The sequence below is a fragment of the Rhodoferax sp. ZS1R8 genome, assembly GCF_056521325.1.
The window spans coordinates 777,431-794,042 of record NZ_JBWMBA010000001.1; the positions used below are offsets into that span (position 1 = coordinate 777,431).

General features: G+C 57.8%; 13 protein-coding genes, 1 pseudogene and 1 riboswitch. Of the genes and pseudogenes, 11 read left to right on the plus strand and 3 right to left on the minus strand.

Annotated elements, in window-relative coordinates; all coding sequences use genetic code 11:
• The first annotated feature begins 45 nt into the window (after window positions 1-45).
• The gene (locus tag AC097P_RS03650; protein ID WP_479608996.1) at window positions 46-612 is read left to right on the plus strand and encodes a thermonuclease family protein; all 567 of its coding nucleotides are present in this window, start codon (window positions 46-48) and stop codon (window positions 610-612) included.
• A gap of 729 nt (window positions 613-1,341) precedes the next feature.
• Here AC097P_RS03650 and AC097P_RS03655 read toward each other — a convergent pair.
• Both AC097P_RS03655 and AC097P_RS03660 read right to left on the minus strand, forming a co-directional pair.
• On the minus strand, window positions 1,342-2,463 hold the full coding sequence (locus AC097P_RS03655; protein WP_479608997.1) for a nickel/cobalt efflux protein RcnA: 1,122 nt from the start codon (window positions 2,461-2,463) through the stop codon (window positions 1,342-1,344).
• A 7-nt stretch (window positions 2,464-2,470) separates the two neighbouring features.
• Window positions 2,471-2,740, minus strand: coding sequence for a metal-sensing transcriptional repressor (locus AC097P_RS03660; protein ID WP_479608998.1), 270 nt, complete (start codon window positions 2,738-2,740; stop codon window positions 2,471-2,473).
• Between the two features lie 305 nt (window positions 2,741-3,045).
• On the opposite strand from AC097P_RS03660, the gene AC097P_RS03665 reads away from it, so the two are divergent.
• The 5 genes from AC097P_RS03665 (at window position 3,046) to AC097P_RS03685 (ending at window position 9,595) form a co-directional block, all read left to right on the plus strand.
• Window positions 3,046-4,392 carry a carbohydrate porin gene (locus AC097P_RS03665; protein ID WP_479608999.1) on the plus strand — a complete coding sequence of 449 codons (1,347 nt, stop codon included), beginning with the start codon at window positions 3,046-3,048 and terminating at the stop codon, window positions 4,390-4,392.
• A gap of 11 nt (window positions 4,393-4,403) precedes the next feature.
• The gene (locus AC097P_RS03670) at window positions 4,404-6,146 is read left to right on the plus strand and encodes an ABC transporter permease (RefSeq protein WP_479609000.1); all 1,743 of its coding nucleotides are present in this window, start codon (window positions 4,404-4,406) and stop codon (window positions 6,144-6,146) included.
• 2 nt (window positions 6,147-6,148) lie between these two features.
• On the plus strand, window positions 6,149-7,492 hold the full coding sequence (locus AC097P_RS03675; protein ID WP_479609001.1) for an ABC transporter ATP-binding protein: 1,344 nt from the start codon (window positions 6,149-6,151) through the stop codon (window positions 7,490-7,492).
• A gap of 68 nt (window positions 7,493-7,560) precedes the next feature.
• On the plus strand, window positions 7,561-8,757 hold the full coding sequence (locus AC097P_RS03680) for an MFS transporter (protein ID WP_479609002.1): 1,197 nt from the start codon (window positions 7,561-7,563) through the stop codon (window positions 8,755-8,757).
• Between the two features lie 83 nt (window positions 8,758-8,840).
• Window positions 8,841-9,014, plus strand: a riboswitch (yybP-ykoY riboswitch).
• A gap of 5 nt (window positions 9,015-9,019) precedes the next feature.
• Window positions 9,020-9,595: a TMEM165/GDT1 family protein gene (locus AC097P_RS03685; RefSeq protein WP_479609003.1), complete on the plus strand. Its 576-nt coding sequence runs from the start codon at window positions 9,020-9,022 to the stop codon at window positions 9,593-9,595.
• A 1,247-nt stretch (window positions 9,596-10,842) separates the two neighbouring features.
• On the opposite strand, the pseudogene AC097P_RS03690 reads toward AC097P_RS03685, so the two are convergent.
• Window positions 10,843-11,745: pseudogene (locus tag AC097P_RS03690) on the minus strand (YifB family Mg chelatase-like AAA ATPase); the annotation flags it as partial.
• A 200-nt stretch (window positions 11,746-11,945) separates the two neighbouring features.
• Here AC097P_RS03690 and AC097P_RS03695 point away from each other — a divergent pair.
• The 5 genes from AC097P_RS03695 (at window position 11,946) to AC097P_RS03715 (ending at window position 16,599) form a co-directional block, all read left to right on the plus strand.
• Window positions 11,946-12,713, plus strand: coding sequence for a TorF family putative porin (locus AC097P_RS03695; RefSeq protein WP_479609004.1), 768 nt, complete (start codon window positions 11,946-11,948; stop codon window positions 12,711-12,713).
• 26 nt (window positions 12,714-12,739) lie between these two features.
• Window positions 12,740-13,078 carry a P-II family nitrogen regulator gene (gene glnK / locus AC097P_RS03700; RefSeq protein ID WP_295777008.1) on the plus strand — a complete coding sequence of 113 codons (339 nt, stop codon included), beginning with the start codon at window positions 12,740-12,742 and terminating at the stop codon, window positions 13,076-13,078.
• Complete coding sequence (locus tag AC097P_RS03705) at window positions 13,075-14,622, plus strand: ammonium transporter (protein WP_479609005.1); 1,548 nt, start codon at window positions 13,075-13,077, stop codon at window positions 14,620-14,622. Before glnK ends, AC097P_RS03705 begins: the two co-directional genes overlap by 4 nt.
• Before the next feature lie 151 nt (window positions 14,623-14,773).
• A complete protein-coding gene (locus AC097P_RS03710) occupies window positions 14,774-15,637 on the plus strand; it encodes an aldose 1-epimerase (RefSeq protein WP_479609006.1) in 864 nt (287 codons plus the stop codon).
• Window positions 15,637-16,599 carry an SMP-30/gluconolactonase/LRE family protein gene (locus AC097P_RS03715; protein WP_479609007.1) on the plus strand — a complete coding sequence of 321 codons (963 nt, stop codon included), beginning with the start codon at window positions 15,637-15,639 and terminating at the stop codon, window positions 16,597-16,599. Before AC097P_RS03710 ends, AC097P_RS03715 begins: the two co-directional genes overlap by 1 nt.
• Window positions 16,600-16,612: the final 13 nt, after the last annotated feature.

Here is a 16,612-nt window from a genome sequence, read left to right on the forward strand (position 1 = left end):
GCTCTGCCGGGAATAGGGATAGGGAAGCGTTCAAGACCCATGAATATGAGCCTATTTGCCCCAACGGTCATGATGAACCGTTTTCGCAGGCCACGGCAAGACTCGGATCGCGGGATGCTCCTGCCTTCGACGCTGTGCGTGCTAATGCTGCTTATGCCGGCGGCTGCATTGGCAGGCGTAATTCAAGGCAGAGTCGTAGCGGTGACGGATGGTGACACCATCAAAGTTCTTGATACCGACCACATTCAGCATGTCATCCGGTTGGCCGGGATTGACGCGCCAGAAAAGAAGATGCCTTTCGGGCAACGATCAAAGCAGAACTTGTCAGACCTTGTTTACAGCAAGCATGTGGTTGTCGAAGGCAAGAAAATTGATCGATACGGGCGATTAGTGGGCAAGATCCTTGTCAACGGTCAGGACGCCAATCTGTCACAAGTTCAGGCGGGGTTGGCCTGGCACTATAAACAGTACCAGCGCGAACAGTCTGCGCCCGACAGGCAGACCTATTCCGCAGCTGAAGAAGCCGCGAAATTGAACAGGTTGGGCCTATGGGCTGACGTTGACCCCGTAGCACCCTGGGCATGGCGTTCTGATCAAAAGAGCCACCGCTGAGATTTCCAATACCGTTGCTTTGAGTTGCATGGACAAAGGACAAACCATGCTTGACGAACACCTTTGGCGATCCTTGTTTTTTAGTAGCGTAGTCGTTGCTTTCGCTTTTTTCTTCTCACATGGCCATGCGAAAAAAGGCTAGCGAGGACGGGGGCGCCAAGGCTAAAACCCGACGTTGACCGTTAGCTGCGTATTCCTGTGAATCTGGAAACTAATTCCAGAGCAATGTAAGCCAGTCATTCCGGCAGAAGCTGGGCCACCTATTCTGGTTCAAACTGGGCCAGTCATTCCAGACAAAGAAACCAACCTGGCCACGGTGTTTAAGAAGTTTTTTATCAGGGCGCCGCAGGCGCCCCCTTGCCGTTGCTTGACATCACAACTTGCGGGATGTCATGGACCGTTTATCGAATCCCGAGGCGGCGCGCGTTCAACGTTGATTACAAATCAGTTGCCGGGTTGACCGCTGGCATGACTATCTGAGCGGCGGCAATCCAACTGTGGACGATGCGATTCTTGATCGTCTAGTCAGTGGCTCGCAACGGCTGGAGTTAAAGGGCGAGTCGATGTGAAAGCAACGCAAACGTAAATCGACGAAGGAATGACTGGATGAGCCCGAATATCGAGCGGGGAAGGGCCCAGCGAATCCGAGTATCGTCCTCACCAAAAGTATGGCAGTCATCTTTACCGCATACAGAATTGCGGTTCCTAGAGCGATCAATGCAAAAGGTACTATACAAATGCGCGCAGGCCTTGGGAACCAACGTAGATGCCGACAAGTAGGATTAGTGCACTAGAAAGGTATGGTGCTTTGCGGGCGAATTCACCGAAGCCGCCCCATCGTTTAGAAGCATGTTTTACGCTCAAGGCGGCCAACGCGCCGGATGCGACCATGGTCAGCGCCAACCCAATACTGAAGCTCAGCACCAATGACGCGCCCAACGCTATCTTCTTGAGCTGCAGGCAAAGCAGCAACACAGTGATTGAAGCCGGGCAGGGAATCAAACCACCAGTCAAACCAAACATGATGATTTGTCCGGTCGTTACTTCCCGGTTGGCAAAACGGTGGCGGATGTCGTTGGCATGTGCCAATTCGTGCGGATCCTGGTAGCCCGGTGCCGCGACCTCCAGCCGGTTAAGGTCTTCGATTGCGTGGTGCGAATGGCCGTCGTGCTCAACAAACTTCACGTCATAGTTGTGGCTATGCTGCGCATGGCCCAAGCTCAAGCGGGCCACAAATTCGTGTGGCTCTGGAATTTCTTGCAGGGACTCCAAAAAGCCGCTGCGCTGCACGAACGTGAACGGCTGTTTGGCTCCGTCCGCGCGTTCGGTTTCCACGCGCACTTGCTCGACTGTAAAAGCTTGATGGTGATTGTTTTCCTGGTAGAGGCGGAAGCATGGCCGTACGCCATCCTCGAACACGTCAAGCCGAACCGCCCCGTGACCTGTATCAATCCACTTGCTTTCACCGTGGTGGTGTTCGGCATCATGACTGTGGTCATGAAAACAAGTCCTTTGTTGACGCCAGGTGCGCCACACCATCCACAGTGCGACGCCAATCATCAGCACGGCGGATGCGACCTGCAAATATGGCTCGCTGGCCTCGGCGTCCCACTGCTGGCCAAAATACATTCCGCCCAGTGCGATAACCCACACCACTGCCGTATGTGACAGTGTTGCCGCAAGGCCCAACAAGACAGCCTGACCAAGTGTGCCCCGTACTGCCACGATGAACGCCGCCATCATTGTCTTGGAATGGCCGGGTTCCAGGCCGTGTAGGGCGCCTAGCAGGATTGCACTGGGAACGTACAGCCAGGCATTGCCCTGCTGAAGTAAGGTTGTAAATTCAGTCATGGTGCGCTCAAAGGTATTTGGTAATCGCTTTGAACTCGCGAATGGTCTCGTCCGCGTTCTTGGTACCTTCGCGCACCGCGTGGTCTAGGCAGTGGTCGATGTGGTCATGCACCAAAGCCTTTTTGGCATTGCTAACGGCACTCTCAACGGCCAGTAACTGCTGGGCAACCTCCAAACAGCCGCGTCCCTCTTCAAGCATGGTGATGATGCTTTTAAGGTGACCGTGGGCGCGTTTCAGGCGTTTGATGACTTCGGGATGTGTGGTGTGGGTGGTCATGGCATCATTATCCCATCCTCCCGGAGAGGATGTTGTCAAATGGGTTTTGCTGACTTACAATCCGCTCCATCTCAACTTCCGAGCCCTTTGTATGGACAGTCCCAGTAGTCGATCTCGGATCGACAGAACACCGGCACGGTAACTGCGACTGTCATATTTCGCTGCTACCCTGCCCACACGGCGGGTAGTGGCATGGCGCAGCAGATTACCTGCTGCCTCGGCTCCTTCCTCTTTGATCAGCTTCGTGTTGCCAAACACGACACGGATTCGGCTCGCCGCACTCAATCGGCGGCCGAGGAGCAAGCATGCGTTTTCACAACATCTTTACGCGTCGTCTGACGCGCCTTCTGGGTCTGTCCGCTTTGGTCGCGGCGATGATGCCCATCAACTGCTTTGCCGAGCCAGCAGAAGCTGAGAGCTGGAACGCGAAGTTTCAATCGACCTACGTCTGGCAGGGCAAGCGCCCATTCGGGGCCGCCTATTCCGGTGCCAACAGCCTGACAACCGACGCTGAGTCCAGTTATTCGTTTACGGCCACGGCAGCACTCGGGTTTCGACCCTGGACCGGTGGGGAGTTCTATTTCAATGCGGAGGCTGCACAAGGAACTCCACTATCCGGTTTAACCGGCTTGGGGGGATTTACGAACGGCGAAATCGCGCGGACGGCGGGCCCAACCCTGACTTTCTACAACGCACGGCTGTTCGTGCGACACACCTGGGACATGGGCGGTGAGCAAGAAGCCGTTGAATCTGGTATGAACCAGTTAGCAGGAAAGGTGGATAAGCGTCGCTGGGTGCTGACCGCGGGAAATATGTCTGTCATGGACATCTTCGATACGAACGCCTACAGCCATGACCCCCGCACCCAGTTTCTGAACTGGTCATTGATGACCCATGGTGCGTACGATTTTGCGGCAGACGCGCGTGGGTACTCGTGGGGCGCCGCCCTGGAGTGGTACAACGATGATTGGGCGGTACGCGTCGGTCGCTTCATTCAACCCAAGGAGCCCAACCAGCAACAGCTTGATCCCGACATCTTGAGGCATTACGGCGACCAAGTTGAGGTGGAGCGTGCGCATCTGATAGGCGATAAGCCCGGAAAACTCCGTCTCCTGGCGTTTCGCAATCTGACCCGCATGTCGCGGTTTCAAGATGCCACGAATGCTGTCGCTCAAACGGGTGGCACGCCAGATCTCAATGCGGTGCGAACGGGAGACCAGGTGAAATACGGATTCGGCATCAATCTGGAACAGGCAGTTTCTGCCGATGTCGGTGTTTTTGCACGGGCAAGTTGGGCAGACGGCGGTACTGAGACCTATGCATTCACCGAAATAGACCGTTCGGTGTCGGGCGGTGTCCTGGTTAAAGGCAAGGGTTGGGGCCGAGGCCAAGATACCTTCGGTCTGGCAATTGCCCGCAATGGACTATCCAACCCACACCAGGACTATTTGTCTGCTGGGGGGCTTGGTTTCTTCGTCGGTGACGGCCGTCTGAACTACCGGCCAGAACTTATCGTCGAGACGTTTTATAACGTCAACCTCGCAAAAGCCGCCTGGATTTCCATCGACTGGCAATATATCCAAAACCCCGCGTACAACGCCGACCGTGGCCCAGTAAACATCGGTGCCGTTCGGCTGCATACAGAGTTTTGAGTCTCTTACACATGAAAAATATTGCGCCACAACTCATCATTAAGGAAGAGCGCCGCGGGTTCGGCTGGGTGGATGCCCTTGTTATGCTGGCGCTGCTGGGCATTCTCTGGAGCGCCTTGCACTTTGGCAAAGGAATGCTGGTGTCTTTTGACCCAGCGACCGTGGCGGAGGTTGACAGTTCACCCAGCCAAATCCCGTACTACGCCGGGCGAACACTGATGCGCATGTGGATTGCCTTTAGCTTCTCGCTGTTCTTTGCCGTGGCCACTGGCTACATCGCGGCCAAAAGCACAAAGGCGCGCGCAGTCATCCTGCCAGCCTTGGACGTGTTGCAGTCGGTACCGGTGCTTGGATTCTTGTCTGCAACCGTTGCGGGCTTCATGGCACTGTTCCCGGGTAGTCTGCTGGGTGTCGAGTGTGCCGCCATATTCGCTATATTCACGGGCCAGGTCTGGAATATGGCCTTTGGCTTCTACCACTCCATGGTCACCATACCCACGGACATGCAAGAGGCGGCGTCCACCTACGGGTTGAGCCCATGGCAGCGGTTCAAGACAGTTGAACTGCCCGCCTCAGCGCACAGCCTGATCTGGAACTCCATGATGTCGTTCGGTGGTGGCTGGTTCTTTGTCGCCCAAAGCGAGGCTATTAGCGTGATGAACAAGGATATCAAGCTACCCGGCTTGGGCTCTTACATGGCAGGCGCGATTGAACGTGGCGACAACTCGGCAGCGTTGTGGGCGGTGGTTGCCATGGTGGTGCTGATAGTGGTGAGTGACCAGCTGGTGTGGCGGCCGCTGCTGGCCTGGGCTGACAAGTTCAAGATCGAACTCACGGAATCCACGACACCGGCAACGTCGTGGGTCTACAACTTGCTGCAAGGCTCCTATGTGTTTACTTGGCTCAACTTGCAAGTTTGGCAGCCCCTCAAAGACAACACCGCCCGTGCGCTTTACCGTCGAACAGTTAGCGCCAAGGGTCGAAAATTAAAGAGCACAAACTGGTTGTGGAGTGCGCTGGGCGTGTTGCTCGCGATCTGGCTTGGCTTTGAAATTCTCAGTGGACTTATTGCCGCAGTGGCGGCCCTACACGGCACCCTCACATTCTCTATCGTGGGCAATATCGTTTGGCTTGGTTTTTTGACCCTATTGCGCGTCTTGGCAATGACTGTTCTGGCAACGCTCATCTGGACTCCCATCGGGGTCTGGATTGGCTTCCAGCCGCGTGTGGCGAGATTTGCGCAACCTTTGGCGCAGATAGGCGCCTCTTTCCCTGTAAATATGACCTTCCCCATCGTTGTAGGCCTTTTCGTTGCAGGGCACATCAGCATGAATTGGGGCAGCATTTTGCTGATTGCCATGGGCACGCAGTGGTATATCCTGTTTAACGTCATTGCCGGTGCGATGGCGATTCCGAATGACTTGAAGGAGGCGTCACGGATCTACGGGCTGCGTAACTGGAACCTGTGGCGGACCCTTATCCTTCCGGCAATCTTTCCGTTCTGGGTTACTGGAGCCTGTACCGCTGCCGGAGGCGCCTGGAACGCCAGCATCGTTGCCGAATTGGCGACCTGGGGTAATACCACACTCAAAGCGGAAGGTCTGGGCGCCTACATCGCCGAAGTCACCAAGACGGGCGATACCCCTCTCATCATTGCCAGCATTGCGGTGATGTCGCTATTTGTCGTGCTGATGAACAAGTTCATCTGGCGGCGACTGTATGCCTTTGCTGAACGTCGTTTTCGATTGGACTAGCTATGAACACCCATCTATCTTCGCACTCAGCAGCCGTTGCCGAGCTCTGCGCTGTTACCAAGTCCTTTGTCACGGCCGGTGGCCATGAACTCAAGGTGCTGGACAATATTGATCTGGCAATTCACCCCGGTGAATTGCTAGCCTTGCTTGGCCAGTCTGGCTCTGGGAAGTCGACCATTCTGCGATGCCTGACGGGGTTGATTGAACCGACATCGGGGCGCGCCCTGGCAAGCGGCAAGATGCTCAATGGCGTCAATCCAGATGCGTCGGTAGTCTTCCAAACCTTCGCCTTGTATCCCTGGTTGACCGTAGAGCAAAACGTTGCGGTCGGGCTGATGTCTCGCCATGTCAGTCGTGCCGAACGGGATGCTGCTGTCGATCGGGCCATTGATCTGATCGGACTAGGGAATTACCACGCGGCCTACCCGCGGGAGTTGTCCGGTGGAATGCGTCAACGGGTTGGCATTGCACGCGCCTTGGTCGCACAGCCCAAACTGCTCTGCCTAGATGAAGCCTTCAGTGCGTTGGACGTTCTAACCGCAGAGAATCTGCGGCAGGAACTCATCAGCCTATGGCGAGGACCGGCCAGCGGGCTTAGTTCGATTTTTATGGTGACCCATAACATTGAGGAAGCGGTCGAGATGGCGACGCGCATTGTCGTAGTGTTTCCCAGTCCGGGGCGGCTGGGCCTAGTGCTTGAGAACCCACTACCCTATCCGCGAGACAGCAAAGACCCCGAGTTTCAGCGCTTAGTCAGCATCATTCACGAATCCATTACAACCATGACGCTGCCGGACCTGCCCGCGGAAGTGCCCGTTGCCGGTCAACCTATTTCTCGTAGTCGCTCACGCATGGAGTCCATACCGCTGGTGCCCGTCGGGCAAATATTGGGCCTGATGAGCATCCTGCATGACTCACCTGATCTGGCAAACATCTATGACATCTCCGATGAAATTGGCAGAGAATTCGGTGAGACCATTGCCATCCTGAAAGCGGCCGAAATTCTGGATTTCATTGACACGCCGAAACAGGATGTTCGCCTAACAGACCTCGGCCGAAAGTTCGTTGCGGCCGATCGCCTCATGCGCCGCGAAATCTTTGCAGAGCAAGTATTCAAGTTGCGCTTGTTCCACATCATCATTGCTTTGTTGAAGGAATATGAAGAGGTTGATGCGGGCCGAATCATTAAAGACATCGCCAGTGCACTGCCGTATGACAACCCGGAAAAGACCTTTCAGACCATGATCGCTTGGGGTCGGTACGCTGGTCTGATGGATTTCAACGCCAAGACGGGGATGGTATTTGTGCCCGAAGAGGAACATGCCGCGGAAGACAATCTGCACTGAGTGCTATGTGACTTTGCCGACTCATGTCGAGTCAGCGGCAATTCGGCCGGCCTGAGAAACGGATCCATATGACAGAAGCTGAATCCAAATCCGTGTTGCTCCAGATTCCCTCGGGTGTATGGGTCTTGGGCTTTGTGAGCATGCTGATGGATATTTCCTCAGAAATGGTTCATAGCCTGCTGCCTATGTTCATGGTCACCGTGCTGGGGACCAGCGCGTTCACAGTCGGAATCATTGAGGGCCTAGCAGAGTCAACGGCTTTAATCGTCAAAGTGTTTTCGGGCGTAATGAGCGATTACCTTGGCAAACGCAAGGGGTTGGCCGTGTTTGGCTATGCTTTGGGCGCGATGACAAAGCCTTTGTTTGCCATCGCAACAGGGACCGGTACGGTTGTGACGGCCCGACTGCTGGACCGAGTGGGCAAAGGAATTCGGGGCGCCCCGCGCGACGCCCTGGTTGCCGACATCACCCCCACCCATGTCCAAGGCGCTGCGTTTGGCTTGCGTCAGTCATTGGATACTGTAGGGGCGTTCACTGGTCCACTGATTGCAGTGGGCTTGATGCTCTTGTGGTCCAACGACTTCCGGGCTGTTTTCTGGGTGGCAGTGGTGCCTGGGCTCATGGCGGTCGCATTGCTGCTGTTCGGCGTGCGCGAGCCTGAGCGCCATGTCGGGGAGCTGCGAGTCAACCCCATCCGACGCGCCAACCTGAAGCGGCTGGACAAATCCTATTGGTGGGCGGTGACCATTGGTGCTGTGTTCACACTGGCAAGGTTCAGCGAAGCGTTTCTTGTGCTGCGCGCCCAACAGAGTGGCGTGGCAATGGCGTTGGTCCCCTTGGTGATGGTCGCAATGAATCTGGTTTACGCTGCATCTGCCTATCCCTTTGGCAAGCTTTCAGACCGGATGAGCCATTCAACGCTATTGGCCGCAGGGTTAGTCGTTCTGATAGCTGCCGACTTGGTGCTGGCTAGCGGTAACCATTGGGCAACCATGCTGGCTGGCGTTGCATTGTGGGGCATCCACATGGGTATGACCCAAGGCCTGCTGGCCACAATGGTTGCCAATACCGCGCCCGCCGACCTGCGCGGAACAGCCTATGGGGTTTTCAATCTTGTAAGCGGGGTGGCCATGCTTTTCGCCAGTGGGGTGGCCGGTTGGCTGTGGGACACCCATGGCGCGGCCACAACGTTTTTGGGTGGCGCCACGTTTGCCGGCATCGCATTGGTGAGTTTGTTCGCTAGGCGGGGTCGGACCACTACCTAGCAGATAACTTGGTGCACTATGCTCACTGCAAACTCTGGCCGATATCACGAGGGTTGAGAGTTGAATGGACCGGTTGTTAGAATAGGCCTGTCACTGGGGAGTAGCTTGCCGTCATTCACTGACGGTGCTTACGTCAACATACTTGATCTTGCGATCATGGTGTAAGCGGTTTTCTGACTTAGCAAGACCTTTGACCATGGGCTTCCGGTTTGGCCGGGGAGGCTTATGGTCAATCGTTTTTGCCTGGCCTGGGAAATACAAAATGGAAGCTCTCCTGACTTCAATGGGCGTCGTCGCTCTCGCAGAAATCGGCGACAAGACCCAACTGCTTGCCTTCGTGCTTGCAGCCCGGTTCAAGAAACCCCTGCCCATTATTGCCGCTATCTTTTGCGCGACAGTTGTCAATCATGGTCTGGCCGGTGCGGTGGGCGCTTGGATTACCTCCACACTTGCCCCGGAGACACTGCGTTGGATTGTTGGCTTCTCGTTCATCGGAATGGCGATTTGGACCATGGTCCCCGACAAGATCGAAGATGAAGAGACCCAAGTCGCCAATCACTTGGGAGTCTTCGGAGCAACGTTTGTGACCTTCTTCCTCGCCGAGATGGGCGATAAGACGCAGATTGCCACGGTCGCCATGGCAGCGCACTTCCCGAGTCCAGCGATGGTTGTGATTGGCACCACGCTTGGAATGCTGATCGCTGATGTGCCTGCGGTGTTTGTAGGTGACCGCTTCTCCAAAAGGATTCCTATGAAGCTTGTGCACTCGATCGCTGCGGCAATGTTCGCGGTTATGGGTGCTTTGGCTCTACTTCAGGTCGATACTTGGATCAAGTAATTGGTCAACCCGCCCAAGTGGCGGGTTTTAGTGAAACGAGTGGCATGGTTTGGGGTGGAACGAGTGGCTGGTTTCAATTGGAAACGGTGGCTGTATTGCTCCGGAATACGCAGTTAGCGCCGTATATTCCTGACAGCCGCACTCTTGGTTCACTTTTCGATTGATCAGCGTTTAGAATGAAAAGTAAGCCTCAGCAGCTTCGTCCCACACCAGGCAATTGGAGCCAAAATGTCGTGGAGTTGCTGGGGTTCATTTCTTCCAGAGCAAGGTCGCCTTTGCGATCTTCCCCTGCTGTGCTGCTAAGTCTTCTTTAACGGATAGGCTTGTGACTTCTCCGCGCATCAGAATCACCTAGTGTCGTCATCGGCGGACCACGGCCTCCATAACCGGAGTGCGTCTGGTTTGGTAAGCACTTTGCGTATTCCTATGAATCTGGCCGGGTTGGCTTCACAGAGGTTCTGAATCTCCCGGGTTTATCGCTAGCTTCTCGTAGTCCCGGCTCCCGACTTCTCGCCCTGCAGGTGCAAATGCCATTGCCTCGCCACCATGACGCTTTGGATCAAACTTGTCCAAAAGGGCCAAGAGATCCGATCTACGCACTTCGTCGTCAGATGGTGGAATGGGTGGGAGATTGCTCATTGCACTGGCTTGAAATAATTGGCAAATAATAGGCGATTGTGGTGAACTTTGCTTGTGAAGAAGCCCTACTGCGAGACCCTCAGGCGGTGAGGCCTTGGAGGTTTGATTGCATTCGATCGGGAGTTTTTCAGCGGACCGAGGGCCTAGTTATGCCGCCAGACATTGATGGCCGATATAACCAGGAGGGCGGCCAGGCCAGGCAACAAGCCTGCATCACACAAACAGCTGCTTACTTCCTAACAACTCGCCCTTAGGCAAGTGCTTGGCGGCTAGCTTACGAATCGCCTCTATATCCCTGTCGGTCAGTGGGCCAAGGTCGCGCGGATAGCAACTCAAAAACCTGCCGTATAGGCGATGCATTATGCGGCGCTTGTTTGCTCTTGCATTCATTGTTTCTCCACCTTTCCGCAGAAGTTGTGCCTAAAGTAAGTCATGTGCTAACCGGTAGAAGAGTCACCCAAGAAGGTGATTCTGCCCGGGCAGATGTGATTTTGGGCCCTCTGTGCTTGACTGCTATCGCTAAAGCTCATGGAGCCACTTGAAATAGAGATTCGTCGCGGCAGTAGCTAAATTAGGTAGAGAGTTGCGCATTTAACTGGAATTCACAAGCCCCCACCGACCAGGGCCACGGCACTGGCCGAATGGTGCGGGCTGCAGGTGGGCCGCACGCCCCAGTTTGCCATCGAAAACCGGCCGCCCAGGCTGCCAATGGCGGCGCTTTGCAGCGCCTCGTCACACGACATCGGCGGCAGCAAGCCAGCAAAGCGCTGCGCCAACATGGACTTGCCAGAGCCCGGCGGCCCCACCAGCAGCGCGCTGTGGCCGCCCGCAGCCGCAATCTCCAGCGCACGCTTGGCACCGGCTTGGCCTTTGACATCGGCCATGTCGGGCCAGTCGGCCACTCGAGCCTGCAGCAGGTCTGGGACGATGCGCACCCAGCCGTCGTCGGCCGGCGCAATGTAGTTGGCCGCCAGCGCATCCATCGCCGCACCGGCGGGCACAAACTGACGCACCACGTCCAGCAAATGGCGCGCCCGGTAGACCTCAGAGCCGGGCACCAGCGCTGCCTCTTCCGCATTGCCTGGCGGCAACACCAGGCGCGTGGCGACCTTGCCGGTGTGCAAGGCCAAGGCCATGGCGAGTGCGCCGCGCACCGGCTGCAAAGACCCGGTCAGCGACAGTTCACCGGCAAATTCATACTTCCCAAGTTGGGTACCATCGATCTGTCCGCTGGCCGCCAGAATGCCCAGCGCAATCGGCAGGTCCAGCCGGCCCGAATCCTTGGGTAGATCGGCTGGGGCCAAATTTACAGTGATGCGTTGGTTATGGGGGAAGGTGAGGCCCGCATTCTGGATGGCACAGCGCACGCGCTCCCGGGCTTCCTTGACTTCCACATCAGCCAAGCCCACCAGCGTGAAGCTGGGCAGTCCATTGGCCAGGTGCACCTCCACCGTGACCTTGGCCGCGTCCAGCCCCCGCAGAGCCCGACTCTGCACCAAAGATAAGCCCATTTCTCCCACTCCCAAAATAGTGCGCACCGGTTTGAATAGTCCCCAATTGGGTGCGCCGCGGCACTGAATACCTGTTTATTCGTACAGCTAGCATAACGCAGTGCGGGCGATGCGGTGCACTTGTTTACGGCCTGCTCAAAGAAAAAGCAATGGCATGCATCCTGCTTAGTGGGTACGTCCGCAACCCTCCAGGAGTACCCATGAGCTTTAAAACCAAATCCATCCTCGCCCTTGCAACTGCTTTGGTCGGCACTGCCGTGATGGCCCAAACCGCTGCTCCTGCGCCCGAGCCAGAGTCCAGCTTGAGCTTCAACGTCGGCGTGGTCAGCGACTACCGTTTCCGCAGCGTCTCGCAAACCTCGTTCAAGCCCGCGCTGCAAGCCGGCGTGGATTTCGCGCACAAGAGCGGCTTCTATGTGGGTGCCTGGGGTTCCAATGTCAGCTGGATCAAGGACTATGTGGGCGCCACCGACGGCACGCTGGAAGTCGACCTGTACGGCGGCTACAAGGGCGAAATCGCCAAGGACTTCACGTTCGACGTTGGCGTCATCACCTACCAATACCCCAACAACACGGCTGACCGCGTACTGGTCAACGCCAACACCACCGAGATCTATGCAGCGCTGACCTACAGCATCCTCACCGCCAAATACAGCCAAAGCACGGGCAACTTCATTGCCAACCCCAACAGCTCGGGCAGCGCCTATTTCGAATTGGCCGCAGCCTTTGATCTGGGTAATGGCTTCTCGCTGACACCGCACGTCGGCCGCCAGACCATCCCCAACCAGGCAGGAAGCGCCGGTGACTACACCGATTACTCGCTGACGCTGGGCAAGGACTTCGGCAATGGCTTGACTGCCTCTCTCGCTGCCATCACCACCGATGCCAAGGATTCGTTCTACAAGGTTGCGGGCTTCGACAACCTGGGCAAGAACGGCATCACCGTCGGCCTGAAATACACCTTCTGATCCAGTCCACCTTCCAAGGAAATAGTATGAAACTCGTAACGGCGATCATTAAACCGTTCAAGCTTGACGAGGTGCGCGAAGCCCTGTCTGGCATGGGCGTGCAGGGCATCACAGTCACCGAAGTCAAGGGCTTCGGCCGCCAAAAGGGCCACACCGAGCTGTACCGCGGTGCGGAATATGTGGTCGACTTTTTGCCCAAGGTGAAGATCGAAGCCGCCATCGACGACGCCTTGGTTGAGCGCGTCATCGAAGCCATCGAAGGCGCAGCCCGTACCGGCAAGATCGGTGACGGCAAGATTTTTGTCTATGACCTGGAGCAGGTCGTCCGCATCCGCACTGGTGAAACTGGAAAAGAGGCACTATGAAAAAGATTCTCGTATCCCTCGCGCTGGGCTGGGGCCTGTTGACAGCCGGTTCGGCTGCACTGGCACAGACAGAAGCTCCCGCGTCAGCCCCTGTGGCCAGCGCGTCGGCCGCCGCACCAGAAGCCAAACCGGCTGAAGCCCCTGCGGCTGCAGCATCGGCTGCTGCTGCACCAGCGCCCGCCGCCGCGGCATCGGCTGCACCTGCACCGGTTCCCAACAAGGGCGACACCGCCTGGATGATGGTCTCCACCTTGCTGGTCATCCTGATGACCGTGCCCGGCCTTGCCCTGTTCTACGGCGGCCTGGTCCGCAGCAAGAACATGTTGTCCGTGCTGATGCAGGTCATGGTCACGTTCTCGTTGATCGTTGTGCTGTGGTTCATTTATGGATACAGCCTGGCATTCACTGAAGGCAACCAGTTTGTTGGAGGCTTGGACCGCCTGTTCATGAAGGGCATCTGGGACAACGTCGCTGGCACCTTCGCCAACGCGGCTACGTTCAGCAAGGGTGTTTACATCCCGGAGATCGTGTTCGCAGCCTTCCAGGCGACGTTCGCCGGCATCACCTGCGCACTGATCGTCGGTTCGTTTGCCGAACGTATCAAGTTCTCTGCGGTGCTGGCCTTCATGGTCTTGTGGTTCACATTCAGCTACGTACCCATGGCCCACATGGTCTGGTTCTGGGCAGGTCCCGATGCGTACACCGCCAAGGAAGTGGTTGACAAGGTCAACGCCACAGCCGGCATGATCTGGCAGTGGGGCGCGCTGGACTTCGCCGGCGGCACCGTGGTGCACATCAACGCTGCTGTTGCAGGCTTGGTCGGTGCCTTCTTCATCGGCAAGCGCATTGGTTACGGCAAAGAAGCCATGGCACCGCACAGCCTGACATTGACCATGGTCGGTGCCGCGCTCTTGTGGGTGGGCTGGTTCGGCTTCAACGCCGGTTCCGCACTCGAAGCCAACGGCTTTGCAGCGCTGGCCTTCGTCAACACACTGGTTGCTACTGCAGCTGCGGTGCTGACCTGGTCCCTCGGTGAAGCCATGCACAAGGGCAAGGCTTCGATGCTGGGCGCTGCGTCCGGCGCGGTGGCGGGCTTGGTCGCCATCACGCCAGCAGCCGGCAACGTCGGCATCGGCGGTGGCCTGGCCATCGGCCTGCTGGCTGGGTTTGCCGGCCTGTGGGGCGTGACCGGTCTGAAGAAGCTGCTGGGTGCCGATGACTCGCTGGACGTGTTCGGCGTGCACGGTGTCTGCGGCATCTTGGGTGCGTTGTTGACCGGCGTGTTCGCATCGCCATCACTGGGCGGTCCTAGCGCCATGGGTGACTGGGTTACCGCCACGATGGTGACACCGGCCGAATACTCCATCGCTGCCCAGGTCTGGATCCAGGCCAAGGCCGTGGGCGTGACCGTACTGTGGTCTGGCATCGTGTCCATCGTTGCGTACTTCATCGTCGACAAGACCATTGGTCTGCGTGTCAGCGAAGAAGACGAACGCGAAGGTCTGGACATTACGTCGCACGGCGAGACTGCTTACAGCCGCTAGTCTGTCGCCCCCACCCTGGTCGCCTTGGGGCGGCCCGGCGGCGACCAGCCTCTACGCTGGGTGGGTGGCACGCAGAACAAACAAGGCCCTTGGTAACCATCTGGTTCCCAGGGGCCTTTTTTTTGGACGGCCAGGGTGCACAATTTGCAGCATGCAAACCCCTCTCACCCTGCGCTGCGGCGATCTGCAGTGCGACCTCAAGCCCGAACTCGGTGGCTGCATCGCCGGTCTTTGGCTGCATGGCATTCCTGTGCTGCGCTCCACACCCCTGCACGATTTGCACTCGGTACGCCAGGCAGGCAGTTACCCGCTGGTGCCTTTTTCGAACCGCGTCAACCAGGCCACGCTGCATTGGCAAGGCACGGACCATCCGCTGGTCAAAAACTGGACGCCAGACCCGCATGCCATCCATGGTGTGGGCTGGGAGCGGCCCTGGACCGTGCTGGATGCGAACGACAGCTTTGCGCTGCTGTCCTACGAACACAAGGCCGATGCATCGTGGCCGTTTGACTTCGACAGCTCGCAGGCGTTCAAACTCGAAGCCCATGCGCTGGAGCTGTCGTTGGGCATCACCAACCAGTCCGCCACGGCGGTGCCCGTGGGCCTGGGCTGGCACCCCTTCTTCGTCAAGCGGCCCGGCAGCCGCGTGCAGTTCGAAGCCACCGGCCGCTGGGAGATGGGCGACGACAAGTTGCCCACCCACCGCGCGGCTAGCGCCGGGCTGGACACGGCCTGCGCCACGCTGGATGTGGACCATTGCTTTGACGGCTGGGCCGGCACCGTGCTGCTGCAAGACAGCGTGTTGACAGCGCGGGTGCGCTCCAGCCTGAGTCGCCTGGTGGTCTACTGCACGCCCACAAGCGACAGCATTGCTATCGAACCAGTCAGCCACGTCAACGATGCCGTCAACCGCATGGCCCAGACTGGGGCCAGCGCGGATGAACTGGGCATTCGTGTGCTGCAACCGGGCGAGACTTTTTCCTGCGCGATGCGCATTGAAGTGGAGCATGCATGATGACGGCAACAACAACGGCAACACCTGCACTGGATTGGCAGACCATTAGCCCCGAAGGTTTTTTGCTCGGCGAATCCCCGTTTTGGCATCCACACGAGCAGACGCTGTACTGGGTCGATATCCCCGGCAAAAAGGTGTGCCGCGCCAATGTCTACATGGGCACGGTCGACAGCTGGGACATGCCGTCCGAGCCGGGTTGCATCGCACCCGCAAGCAGCGGTGGCCTGGTCATTGCCCGGCGCGACGGCGTATTCCGCGCCCGTGAATGGCGCGGCGAGCTGGAGCGGATTGCCACACTGCCTTATGACACGGCAGCAGTGCGCGCCAACGATGGCAAATGCGATGCGCTGGGGCGCTTCTGGGTGGGCACCATTGATGAGCCCAAGGCCAGCCGCGCCGGCGCGCTGTACTCCATCGACTGCCGTGGTGGCCGCACGCCGAATGTGCAGCAGCATGCCGGCGATGCGCTGACCGGCAATGGCCTGGGCTGGAGCCCCGATGGCCGCACCGCCTACTGGTCTGATACGCCCAACCACATCGTCCACGCCTGGGATTTTGATGTGCAAGCCAATACGCTCAGCGCGCACCGCGTCTTCCAGCAGTTACCGGCCAAACCGGATGACTGGATTTGGGATGCGCCACGCGCGAATGGTCTGCCCGCCTACCAGGGCCGACCCGACGGTGCCGCGGTGGATGTCGAAGGCAACTACTACGCGGCCATGTTCGAAGGCCAGCGCATCTGCAAGTTTGCGCCCGATGGCAGCCTGTTGGCCGAATACCCGGTGCCTGCGATGTGCCCCACGATGCCCTGCCTGGGCGGCGAAGACGGCCGCACGCTGTACGTGACCACGGCACGCTACAAGCGCAGCGCGGCCGAGCTGGCAGCGTTTCCGCAATCGGGCTGCGTGTTCTCCGCGCGCGTGGACGTGCCCGGCCTGCCAGTCAACTTTTTCGCGGACTAGGACCCGGGGAGCG